This window comes from Vibrio sp. OPT24 (assembly GCF_015163545.1).
GTDB lineage: Bacteria > Pseudomonadota > Gammaproteobacteria > Enterobacterales > Vibrionaceae > Vibrio > Vibrio cyclitrophicus.
The window spans coordinates 352,181-363,043 of record NZ_JADDYI010000081.1; the positions used below are offsets into that span (position 1 = coordinate 352,181).

Below are 10,863 nucleotides of genomic sequence, written 5' to 3' on the forward strand. Positions count from 1 at the left end.
TATTATTCAGGTATGTTTTATTGTGATGGAACGGGGTGTTTTTTTACGTTTACTTATTGAATTTCAAGAATTTTGTGATGTGGCTTCAAGCGGCTTTGTGCGTTTTAGCAACCAGTATAATTATGAGTGAAACATATGCTTACAAAGTTGTAGGTTTTGCAGGCTAATATCATATGTGCATTAATCTGATACTCAGCGGTAGTTCGGGTGAAGCATTACATGGGAGTCACTAATGCTCAGGCCCCTTCTAATTATGATAAATGTTATTAACCATATAAGCTTGATTTTAATATTGGCTTGATTTATAAATTCACCGTTCATTAATAACTTCATGATTATATTAGCTTTTACTAACCTTTAATAACATGGAGAAAAGCGATGAATAAGAACCATAAGCGCAATAGGTTGGCGAATATAATGCGATTTCGTAAGTCTTATAAGGAGACTGATTTTCTTGTAAATGACAGTGAATTACGAGTTAAGAAGGACGTTTATAGCTTACGGAAAATTAAACAGTTAGAAGTTCGTCAGTTAGGCCTTAAAGAAAACGCAATCAATATCGTTTCATTGGCTTTGGTGCTTTCCGCTGCTACTTGGGCATTTGTACCTCAGTTTGGTTTGCCTATGCTTGCACTGACTTTTATTTTGGCCTTTATCTCATGGCGAAGATATGAGTTGCGTGTAGAGTTTAAAGGGTCAGATGAAACGGGCGATCATTGGGTGTCTGTCGCTCGTGGTTGTACTCGCGAAGAATTCAAAGTCTTGAAAAACGTTGAGTTGGAGTTACGTGACCAGGTTTATTCGTAAACTAGTTTTCGTAATGTAGATAGCATCACTCTAACTACGCTTGTGAAAACAAAGCTCGTCATTATTTGACGAGCTTTTTGTTTTCTGAATAGCATGAATAAAGTATTCCATTATTTAACAACGATTGTTATTCGTATAATTCTTTAGTTGTGGCATTTATGATTTGGTTTTGTTCTTAGATGTAGTGATTGTTAAAACGTCAAAGGGACTATATTCAATTTCTAGGCTGGGATTTGAACTGTACGGTTTACATTGGCTCCTAATGATAGTTATCGTTGAGATTGATAACCCTTTTAATCAGGTTTGGAAAGTATATGAAAGTCACTATTAGGCCCGCCATGCCAAGTGAATTGGCCGCTATTTATGCTTTGGTCACCTCAAACGATGAGTGGACGAAGTTTAACGGCCCTTATTTCCCGTATTCCCACCCATCATTTGAACAGTTTGAAAGTTGTTCGTTCCGACGGTTACTCAATGGAGCTGATTTACAGTTGGTGGTTGTAGACGGTGTGCCTGTAGGAACCGTCAATTGTTATTGGGAGTGTGAAGAGACCCATTGGCTTGAAGCTGGCGTTGTTATTTATGATTCTAAATATTGGGGTAAGGGCATTGCAGCGTTAGCACTTCCTTTTTGGGTCTCTTATTTATTCGAAAATAAGCAGATAGAGCGTGTGGGTTTAACTACTTGGTCGGGTAATCCGCGGATGATGTCACTGGCGTTGAAGTTGGGTTTTCAACAGGAAGCGAGACTAAGAAAAGTACGCTTTTATAAAGGCGAGTATTATGATTCAGTTAAGTATGGCCTGTTGCGTTGTGAGTGGTTGGAACGCCATTAACGACTTGTAAATATAACGGATAACTCTTTGATCTAAAAATCGAGAACGAGCGTATTTTTGTCTAGTTTAACTAGGATGAGTGTGCAATGAAGTTATCGAGAGAAAGTGAATCAAGAATTATAGAGATGGCGTGGGAAGACAGAACGCCATTTGAGGCCATTGAGTTACAATTTGGTTTGAATGAATCTGAAGTGATTCGCTTTATGCGTGCCAAATTAAAGCTGGGGAGTTTCAAGTTGTGGCGGTCGCGTGTTTCCGGGCGATCAACAAAGCATTTAAAGCTTCGTAGGTCGGATGTTTCGAGAGGTTATTGCCCGACCCAGTATAAGCAGCGTTAAAGTGTTCATACCTTAGCGCTGTGTTATCGCGCTTGAATTTGTACAGCTTAGTGGATGATGAATTCATCCACACTAATCTATCAAACTGAATTAAAGGTCAGTTGGCTTTGCGCTTAACCATTTTGTTCACAGCTTTCAAAGAAGACTTAACCATCACTGTGTGCGATTTTATTTCCTTAATACTTTTAACAAATATCGAAGATAAGTTAAGAAGACAAATGACGAACAGCACGAACGTCGTTTTCAATCCGAATGACATCACCTTGAGGTCCGTACCCGTTAGGGTAATCTTTCGCGTTGCCTGTTTTCGGTTCTGCCCGTTGAGCGCCCGCGCCATGTACATCAAGTAGAGTGCACGTTTTTGATTTTGGTCTCTTCATATAACCTAAGCATTCGTCGAAGCAGAAGTAGGCAGCTTGTGATTGTGATTTTGGACCAACGCGGAGGTGAGTCGTGTTACTCCAAAATGCAGGGTAGTTAAGCTTTCCTTGTTCGTCTTGAATTGAGGATATCGAAAATACAGGGTCAATCGCTGCAGAGTTTGTTGCTTGAGGCGAACGGTATTTCCACGAACTAGACGAGCAGTGAACTTGTTTGGTGCGTGGATGGACAAGTGGATATCCTTACACATTAGGTTCACTTCGAACTGTCGTTAACTATCTATTACCACAGTATTTATATGCTTGAAATATTAGACTATTGTTAAGTTACAGTGATACTTAGTTGAGGGTTCGGAAATGACAAGGTTTGTATTGGTAATATTGTTTATGCTTATTTCTACTGGTTGCGGAACCAGTGACAGTGCTTTAATGAAGAGTGGCCATAACGAATCTTACATACAAGGTTTCCATGACGGTAGACACAGCGGAATGCAAGAAACTGGTAATGACTTCGAAGACTATATAAAAGATGAAAAGCGTTTCAATTCAGATACCGACTACAAACAAGGCTGGCTTGCGGGCGAGTCTGAGGGTAAAAAACTGCAAGATGAAGCAACTTCGATTGGTAAAGGTTTAGCAGGTAGTTATCCACAAAAGACTAAATCGACGAGCTCTGATGATGTAGCAAAAGAAGCATTGAAAGGTATCGATACATCAGGGTTGGAGAACTTGGAATAGGGGGCAAAACACGTAAGTCTTCAATCCTTCTTACTATAAATATCCCGACAGAAAGGTAGGTACAAAGAGGCAGTAATTGTTTCAGTATATTGCGCGAGATTTACGACGTTTTTGAGGGCTCAAAAACGGTGAAACCCCGATGTTGGTAGTAATCTTAGCTGTATGATATTGATTTATATGAATTTCATGTATTTAGAGCTGGTGGTTAAGCTCTAATTGGCCTAAAAAACGGTTAAAAAGGCCAATGAAATAGTCAAATAAAATCAATAGATTAGCAACTTGGTACTACTGTATTAGTCCACCCTAAAGTGGGCTTGAAATCGATTCGTTGAATCGTTTTACGCTTCGGGAATTCTTTTTGTTAATTGCTGCGCAAATAGAATGTCACTGAAAAAATCGTGCATAGTTTTTCTACCAGTAGATGAAAAATCCTAATTTTCATGTAGTGAGAAAGGTAAGGAGAACGATATGGCGACGCGTAAAATCAGACCTAGACAATTTATTGATGAGTTTTACCCTGATTCAGGGATATGCAATACCACCATCATAAACTGGATTAAACATGGCAAGCTTGAGGGCACGAGAACGCCAACGGGCCGATATTTAGTCTGTGTTGACGACGAGATAGGGAACCCTGCAGACAGGGTGAGTGAACTTCTAAGATTCTTGGAGTCATAAATGGTTGGTAGAGCTAGAAGCAAAGAAACGGCTCATTACCCTCCATTCTTGGTGAAAATGAGCCATAGGGGTCAATCTCGGTTTCGGTTTACGACCGTAGATGGTGTGAAGAAGCTATTTCCTATCGGGACTGTAGAGCAAGAAGCGATACAAGCTGCGCATGTTTATAACTTGCAGTATCGTCCTGAGCTAGGAAGCGCATTTTCCCTTTCTGAGATGACCCCATTTCGCAAAGCTGTCTCCAAAGGCCGCAAGGATAAATTCAATCGGCCTTTAAAAGAGTGGCTTCCATTAGTGTTGTCTCGTGTGAAGAAAGAAGAACGGCTTTCCAAAGACGTTTATCGAAATTTGGAAAGGGACTGTTACCGCCTTGATGAGTTCATGGGGCGGTTGCCAACCAAATCGATCAAGTTACAGCACATCAATGAGTTCCTTTCTAAATACTATTCAGAGTTAAGTAATCGTCAGCTCAACAATAAGATCAGTAACCTTAAAAAGGTATTTTCCTACCTTGCTGATGAGAGTGCTATTGAGAGTAATTTTGTACTCAATAAAAAACAGCGTCGATTGACCAGAGAAGATTACACAAAAGCTCGCCACGACCTAGATATCGAAAATTACCAAAAGGTCTACGATGCAGCGCCACTGTTTCTTAAGGTTGCAATGAGCTTAACTCTTGAGACAACTCATGCTGTGAGGGAGATCTATAGGCTTCGTTATCGGATATACAAACCACGGGAAGGTGTTTGTGGGATTCTTTGGAACCCTGATAAAGAGGTGGAGTATGTTGATGGGCATGCTGTGTATGGAATGCTTTATGTTCACCGAGAGAAGGTGAAAAAGTCCGATGCTTCCACTGTGGCCATTCCTGTCACCCAGACGATTAAAGACATTGTCGACCTTTCTAAAACATCGAGATTGATTTGTCCTTATATCGTTCACCGTAAACCTAAACAGCAGCAACGTGGTATTTCAAAAGAGACCGACCATCTTTACCAAGTCCACCACCACAATATAAGTAAAGAGTTCAGTAAGGTTCGAGACTCTTTAGGGCTTTATAGTCACCTAAAGAAATCGTTAAGGCCGACCTATCATGAAATTAGAGGGCTGGCTGCTCGAATGATTGAACAGCAAGGGCAGAGTGCTACCGAGCGAATGGCGCATGCGAACGCTAAAACAACAAAAATCTATACAGGTACAAGTGACATTATTTGGCACCAAGTACCACCTGTTGAGGTGATGCCGAAAAGTGGCCTGAAGTGATTTGTGTTAGTTGTTTAGTTTTGGAGGAATTCGGAATCCGAATTTGAATTCGCATCGCTTTAAATTGCGTTGTAATTCGGATTCCGAATTATTAGATTAAGGAAATACGACTTGAGTCCCTTCACCACAAGAGCATGCAATGGAGTATGTGTTCTTTTTCTTACTGACTTTAGCTGAATTAGATTGGCAAGAATGGCAACTAATACGCATTGCAGTATTTACCTTACATTGTGGGCAGTAGACGTAATACCCATACTTTCCATACCTCGGCTCGGTCTGCGGGCTTTGACACTTCTTACAATTAAAACCATGCCTTATTTGTGGAGCGTTGGCCTCTTCAATTATTTCTTGAGCTGGAACCAAGTCTACCTTTTCAGTTTTGCTCAATTCTGCGATATGTACTTTGGGAGCTGGAGAGGACGTAGGCACATGTTGTTCGTTTAGAAAGTGAACTAGGCGGTACAGTTCATCACGATTAAACGTAGGATTCGGATTTAGTATTGAACCTACGCGGTGCTTTTTGATGAGACTCTTAGCGCAGCTACCAATAGATTCGGCTTTAATGAGCTTCTTCGATATATCTTTAGGGATAGAAGTTCGATCGATTAGAGCGTCATTGGATGCGGCACAGAGTTGATCCCAACAGCGACCACCAAAGTACCCTTGTAAAAATGCAATCCGGTCTAGTAACGACTTAGCGTTGTCATTTAAAAGTGCTTTCAATAGTTTGGTTTGTAACTTAGCTTGTTCGATAGGCGAGGGCATTCCTGTCCACTTCCCTCGTACGGTTCGACTCCATTCGAGTTGATTGTTGACCTTAACCTCACCACGAATCGATTTCGACTCAATAATGATAAATCCTTTGTTATAAAGGACTAAGTGATCGATCTGAGCAGTTTCATTTTTAAACTGTATGCGTAGGTCATTAATAATGAAAACGTCATTTGCATCTCCAAACTCTCTGCGTAAGTAAAACGCGACATCTTGCTCTACTTTTGCGCCAGCTTTCTGTTGAAGACTGTTGTCGATTTTTGAATCTCTATCCTTAGTAATCATTCATTATTCCTGCTTTTTTATAAAAGCAGTTTACCATGCAGTCTTGTTCATATTGATAGTGTGTATGTTTTTGAGACATATGTTCTTTTTCGAACACTGTTATTGATGAAAATTGTGAAATATCTCTTTTCGAAAGCTCGAAGTAGAGAGTAGGAAACCTGCAACTCGCTGTTTAATAATGTGTTTGTTATGCATCCTGTTATTGTGCGTGTTAGGGCGTTGTGAGCGCCATGAAAGTTGTAAATAGGCAATGGTGGCGTAACAATAAGAGGTGATACGCAGCCATTGCTGCAGAGAAAAACACACACATAAATTGTTATTGAGCTTTTGGAGTGACTAGAGGCCTCAGCCCTAAGAGCAGGTGATAGTGCCCTGTTTCGTGATTATGAAGTCATTTCAGAATTCGGAATCCGAATTTCATTTATCGTTATTTTACGAATATTCTTGATAATGGGCTAACAACACCATTGGCGCCTCTATCAATGATGTGAGTATAGATTTGCGTTGTCTTCAAATCGGTGTGCCCAAGTTGTTCTTGAACGGTTCTGATATCAGCTCCGCTTTGAAGAAGGTGCGTAGCGAATGAGTGCCTTAAAGTATGACATGAGATATTTTTCTCAATGTTGGCTTTTTGGCCTGCTACCTTAATGTGTTTTTGAAGCGCTGTTGGGTGAATATGGTGTCTACGTAGCTCGCCCGTTTGTAAATCTGGCGACAAACGACTAGAGGGAAAGAGGAATTGCCAATTTAGACTCCTTTCTGCGCTCGGGTATTTTCTAGCAAGAGCTTCAGGTATGTATACACCAGAGAAAACTGTGTCATTCATGTCTTGATGATAGTAACTCGCGGATCTCTGTTGCTGTTGTTTGATAGCGGGGAAAAGCTCTGGTGCTATTGTCACTATGCGGTTTTTACCTCCTTTCCCTTGCCATACACGTACAGATTTATATGCATAATCGATATCTTGTATACGTAAGCGTAGACACTCCATTAAACGCAACCCTGATCCATACATTAATTGATAAGGTAATTTGTAGTTAGGTGAACAGTGATTGAATAGCCTTCCAATCTCTTCTGGAGTCATGACTGTTGGCAATTTTCTTGATTTATCTGAGCGCCGAAACTGCATATCAAGTTCTATGGGTTCTTGAATAATTTCTTTGTATAAAAAGACCAATGCATTGAGAGCCAGACTTTGCGTTTTCCTCGCTGATTTTTTGTTAACAACCAGGTGCGTTAGGAAATCTTCTACATGCCTGGAAGTTAAGCCCTTTGGGTGCTTTTTATCATGATAAAGAATGTATTGGTGAATCCAATAAATGTACGCCTCCGTTGTACGAAGTGCATAGTGCCGTCCAAGCATATATTCTTGTATATACGATAGAAATGGTGATTTTTTCATTAAACTGTAACTGGTTATCCATACATGAGTTGAAGTTTGGCACATCAATTCATGCTATATAGAAAAATTCTGTATTTTGGGATGTAGGCAGAGAGCTGTAGTGCTTAAGTTACTGTTAGTTTTCATAAAAACGGGGTATCGTTTACGTCATTGAGATACTAGACAGAATAATTCTGTATTTAAGTGCAGAACTTTTCTGTCTAATATAGCTGTTATATTTCTTCTTTAATTTTGGAGTGAAATTGGAAAATTTAGATTATGTATTAACGGCTTTATTGGCGGCGATACTAGGTTTTTTAGCTGCTTATATGAAAGAAAAAGGTAAAAACTATGCTAATAAAGAAGACTTCGATAGTTTGAAGTTGCAGCTAACAGCTACTACTGAACTTGTCGAAAACGTAAAAGTTAGTGTCTCTGATAAAAGCTGGGTTGGACAACAAGTTTGGTTGAAAAAACAAGAGGCATACGAGTTCATTTTTGAGCAAATTGCTCATGTTAAAAAATTCATTCATTTTCAGGTAACCGAATTTGAAGTAGAGGAATATCTAAAATTCCATCATCCATATGTACAAAATTCTCAATATGCGAGTGATGCACTTTTCCAACAGTGGAATCGAGATGTTGCAGAGTTAGAAAGACGCCAAAAGTATAATGAGGAACATAATCTCTTCGAGAATCTAAAGAGTTATTCGAATGACGCGCTGAGTAAAACAATTGACTCTGTGACCATAAAATCGATGTACTTAAATTTCGAAGTAGAAGAAATTTTAGTGTCTTTACAAAGAGATATTTCTTCGCCTCATGAAGATGAGGACGAAAGCGAGTTTTACTACAGAATAGACGAATCAATGGAAAAAGCCTTAGTCAAACTGTATGAGATTGCTAAAGTAGAACTTCAACTACCAGAAATATAACAAAGCGTTTAAGACAGATTCCCAACGCTCGGCATTTTCAGTTTGGGTCAGCTTTAGTGTTTAAGGTGGCAAGGTTTTAGGTAGGGTGGTGGCGTTGCTCACTACTTAACGCGGCGTTAGGTGTATGTTGTATGTATAGTTTTAGCGATATAAAAAATCGTTCGGCATCCAGTAGTGAACTTGTAGTGAATTATACGGATGCAATGGAGTTACTGTATATATTTGAGAAAGAGTCGGTTTTGGTACTAGGTTGGGAAGGTTGGATTAAACATCCCAATGGTAAATTGGAGCATTCTATAAAGTATCAAGGTACTTCTGACTTATCTTCTATGAGTAATTCTGCCGCTATTGCTCTCGTAAAAGGTACGATTATGCAAGCAAATACTGAGTGGGAAGAGCTACCTGAAATCCCCATTTCCAGTTTATTGTTCTGTATTACGGTAGACACCTAACAAACAATTCAAGCAGACTAAAAACGTTCGGCGGTTTTGCTTCGGGCGAGTTTAGTGGTTAAGGTGGTCATATTAGGTTTCGTGGCTTGTGTTTTTAGCTACTTAATTGGGCGTTATGTGTTGCGCTATCGCAGGAGAGAGTTTTGTTCACCCGATCCGACTTATCTCGGTTTTCTAGCTGGATCTTGAATGTCTTGTTAAATTAGAAAAATAGCCCGTTATTTTCATTTAGCCGTTACTTCGGTTGATTTGTCGTATTTCATCAATGGGAAAATCGCGGTAGGTTACAAATGAAACAGGCTTGTTTTTTAATTCGTCAGTCAGTTTCTAACATGTAATCTGTGTTCAAAATAGGTTTTATTTAACCTTCGTCATGCGTACTTTTATTTGGTTTTTTGTTCTCTTCTGATCGTTTTTTATACTGAATTCAAAGTTGGTAGATAAGTGGTGTTAAATCACGCTGGTTTGCTTTATATTTCCATTTATTAAAACGTGCGGTTAACCAATTTGGCGCAACCACATAACAAGGCACTTAAACGGAACTAAAACAGTGGGTTAGTTTCGCTCCGCTGCACATTATAACCCACTATTTTAGTCCGCTTAGTGCGGCGTTATAACTATAGAGAGAGTTCAGTGGATCAATTTTTACAAGCAAAAGTGCTGAAAGCAGATTTAGTATCGATAGATACTCAATTTACGGAAAAGGGAATGGGCGACATGCCTACGATGGTTCTGTTGAAGCAAAGTTTAATATCGGTAGCAAACTTCGTTGATTTCGAAGTAACAATTCGTCGAATGTACAAAGACCATCCAGAATTAAATGAGTTCTACAAGTCATTTGCAAAAGAGTGCGAGTTTGCGAAATATCTACGGAATAAGTTTGTAGGTCACTTGAAGCAAGAGTTGGTTAATAAGGCTCTTGAATGGAACCCTGAAATAAGAATGTTCCTCAACAAAATGGATGACCCCATTATTGCATATGTGGTAAATCAACTAATACTTGAAACGGCGATTAATACTTATGTTGATAATGACCAAAATCATAAAGTCTTTGATTCTGAGACTGATTTGAATTATCCACCTGACAGCACTCGGTTTTTGAAATTTTTGACGCTGATCATTCGCTCTTCAATAGAGTATCTAGGCAAATACATAGAAATTAGGCAAGAAGACGTGCAAGCTGAAATCGATGAAGCCACTGGATTAGAGGGCATGTTGAAGTTAGGTATCGAAGCAGGAAAAACTGATTTTAGTTTCATCAAAAAATAGTTATAACAAGGCACTCAAACTGACCTCCAACACATGGCATTTTTGCTTCGCAAAAGTGTAGCCATGTGTCTCCGGCAGCTTAGTGCGGCGTTAGCTGTTCACATGTAATAGGTTAGATATGAGAAAATTAGATAGACCACTTTTCTGGATATATAAAAAAACAAATCAATCCCCAGTAGTTTCAATTAAAGGATTCTTTGCGATATTTGCAGGGTTTATTATGATTAGTTTTCTGCTAGATGATGCTTCGCAATTATGGATTTCTATCCCTCTTGGCTTGGTAGGAGCTTCACTTCCTCTACTTATGGGGTTCGTGTTAACAAAAGTAAAGTTCAACTTTATTCTTAATCGTATACCTAGCTCAGAACAAGCTTATTTTATACAAAGTAATTATGGACATAAACTGGACAAAGGCTTTCGATGGCTAGTCTCAACTTATATTTCTTTAATGTTGTATATGTGGTTTTTGCTATCAGCTTTTACACTTGTTTCTATGCCAACATTGATGGTTACATCGCTACTACACAGCTAACAAGCAATTCAAGCAGACTGTCAACGCGTGGCATTTTTAACTTGATTAGCTTCAGTGATTTAGGTGGTAAATTTGAGTGTATTGGTTGCGTTGTCAGCTACTTAATTGGGCGTTATGTGTTTTTAGGATAAAAATGGAAATTTTCGAAATTCAACTAAGAAACTCAATCGGTCCAGTCAAGCTCGGTATGACAGAAAC

General features: G+C 39.2%; 14 protein-coding genes. 10 read left to right on the forward strand and 4 right to left on the reverse strand.

Features of this window, described 5'->3' with window-relative positions; translation table 11 throughout:
- Positions 1-378 precede the first annotated feature (378 nt).
- From IQO02_RS21915 to IQO02_RS21925, 3 genes are all read left to right on the forward strand, one after another.
- Positions 379-807, forward strand: coding sequence for a hypothetical protein (locus IQO02_RS21915; RefSeq protein WP_016768598.1), 429 nt, complete (start codon positions 379-381; stop codon positions 805-807).
- 314 nt (positions 808-1,121) lie between these two features.
- Positions 1,122-1,643, forward strand: a complete 522-nt coding sequence (locus IQO02_RS21920) for a GNAT family N-acetyltransferase (RefSeq protein ID WP_010440408.1) — start codon at positions 1,122-1,124, stop codon at positions 1,641-1,643.
- Positions 1,644-1,729: 86 nt separating this feature from the next.
- Positions 1,730-1,981, forward strand: coding sequence for a TIGR03643 family protein (locus IQO02_RS21925; protein ID WP_016786255.1), 252 nt, complete (start codon positions 1,730-1,732; stop codon positions 1,979-1,981).
- Positions 1,982-2,078: 97 nt separating this feature from the next.
- On the opposite strand, the gene IQO02_RS22335 is transcribed toward IQO02_RS21925, so the two are convergent.
- Positions 2,079-2,270, reverse strand: coding sequence for a hypothetical protein (locus tag IQO02_RS22335; RefSeq protein ID WP_229632042.1), 192 nt, complete (start codon positions 2,268-2,270; stop codon positions 2,079-2,081).
- Complete coding sequence (locus tag IQO02_RS22520; protein WP_010440413.1) at positions 2,188-2,361, reverse strand: hypothetical protein; 174 nt, start codon at positions 2,359-2,361, stop codon at positions 2,188-2,190. The genes IQO02_RS22335 and IQO02_RS22520 overlap by 83 nt, the downstream gene beginning before the upstream one ends.
- Positions 2,362-2,748: 387 nt before the next feature.
- Between IQO02_RS22520 and IQO02_RS21935 the strand changes: the two genes are divergently transcribed.
- The 3 genes from IQO02_RS21935 to IQO02_RS21945 all read left to right on the forward strand — a co-directional run bounded on the left by IQO02_RS21935 (position 2,749) and on the right by IQO02_RS21945 (position 5,040).
- Positions 2,749-3,099 (forward strand): hypothetical protein, encoded by a 351-nt coding sequence (locus IQO02_RS21935; RefSeq protein ID WP_010440416.1) that lies wholly within the window; start codon positions 2,749-2,751, stop codon positions 3,097-3,099.
- Between the two features lie 468 nt (positions 3,100-3,567).
- Positions 3,568-3,777, forward strand: a complete 210-nt coding sequence (locus tag IQO02_RS21940; protein ID WP_010434910.1) for a hypothetical protein — start codon at positions 3,568-3,570, stop codon at positions 3,775-3,777.
- Entirely contained in the window at positions 3,778-5,040 is a 1,263-nt protein-coding gene (locus IQO02_RS21945; protein WP_016791377.1) for an integrase, read from the forward strand. It begins immediately after the preceding gene.
- Between the two features lie 96 nt (positions 5,041-5,136).
- Here the strand turns inward: IQO02_RS21945 and IQO02_RS21950 are convergent, their stop codons facing one another.
- Positions 5,137-6,096 carry a nuclease-related domain-containing protein gene (locus tag IQO02_RS21950; protein ID WP_016768603.1) on the reverse strand — a complete coding sequence of 320 codons (960 nt, stop codon included), beginning with the start codon at positions 6,094-6,096 and terminating at the stop codon, positions 5,137-5,139.
- Positions 6,097-6,523: 427 nt separating this feature from the next.
- Positions 6,524-7,498, reverse strand: a complete 975-nt coding sequence (locus IQO02_RS21955; RefSeq protein ID WP_016791378.1) for an integron integrase — start codon at positions 7,496-7,498, stop codon at positions 6,524-6,526.
- Between the two features lie 242 nt (positions 7,499-7,740).
- Between IQO02_RS21955 and IQO02_RS21960 the strand changes: the two genes are divergently transcribed.
- The 4 genes from IQO02_RS21960 (at position 7,741) to IQO02_RS21975 (ending at position 10,665) form a co-directional block, all read left to right on the forward strand.
- On the forward strand, positions 7,741-8,412 hold the full coding sequence (locus tag IQO02_RS21960; protein ID WP_102282581.1) for a hypothetical protein: 672 nt from the start codon (positions 7,741-7,743) through the stop codon (positions 8,410-8,412).
- Positions 8,413-8,597: 185 nt separating this feature from the next.
- Positions 8,598-8,864: a hypothetical protein gene (locus IQO02_RS21965; protein ID WP_198592226.1), complete on the forward strand. Its 267-nt coding sequence runs from the start codon at positions 8,598-8,600 to the stop codon at positions 8,862-8,864.
- Between the two features lie 633 nt (positions 8,865-9,497).
- Entirely contained in the window at positions 9,498-10,133 is a 636-nt protein-coding gene (locus IQO02_RS21970) for a hypothetical protein (protein ID WP_102282579.1), read from the forward strand.
- Positions 10,134-10,251: 118 nt separating this feature from the next.
- Positions 10,252-10,665: a hypothetical protein gene (locus IQO02_RS21975; protein WP_228006091.1), complete on the forward strand. Its 414-nt coding sequence runs from the start codon at positions 10,252-10,254 to the stop codon at positions 10,663-10,665.
- Positions 10,666-10,863: the final 198 nt, after the last annotated feature.

Bases quoted from the DNA above. Each gene is read 5' to 3' on its own strand.
- IQO02_RS21915 (WP_016768598.1), top strand. From the start codon at position 379: ATGAATAAGAACCATAAGCGCAATAGGTTGGCGAATATAATGCGATTT.
- IQO02_RS21920 (WP_010440408.1), top strand. From the start codon at position 1,122: ATGAAAGTCACTATTAGGCCCGCCATGCCAAGTGAATTGGCCGCTATT.
- IQO02_RS21925 (WP_016786255.1), top strand. From the start codon at position 1,730: ATGAAGTTATCGAGAGAAAGTGAATCAAGAATTATAGAGATGGCGTGG.
- IQO02_RS22520 (WP_010440413.1), bottom strand. From the start codon at position 2,361: ATGAAGAGACCAAAATCAAAAACGTGCACTCTACTTGATGTACATGGC.
- IQO02_RS21935 (WP_010440416.1), top strand. From the start codon at position 2,749: ATGCTTATTTCTACTGGTTGCGGAACCAGTGACAGTGCTTTAATGAAG.
- IQO02_RS21940 (WP_010434910.1), top strand. From the start codon at position 3,568: ATGGCGACGCGTAAAATCAGACCTAGACAATTTATTGATGAGTTTTAC.
- IQO02_RS21945 (WP_016791377.1), top strand. From the start codon at position 3,778: ATGGTTGGTAGAGCTAGAAGCAAAGAAACGGCTCATTACCCTCCATTC.
- IQO02_RS21950 (WP_016768603.1), bottom strand. From the start codon at position 6,096: ATGATTACTAAGGATAGAGATTCAAAAATCGACAACAGTCTTCAACAG.
- IQO02_RS21955 (WP_016791378.1), bottom strand. From the start codon at position 7,498: ATGAAAAAATCACCATTTCTATCGTATATACAAGAATATATGCTTGGA.
- IQO02_RS21975 (WP_228006091.1), top strand. From the start codon at position 10,252: ATGAGAAAATTAGATAGACCACTTTTCTGGATATATAAAAAAACAAAT.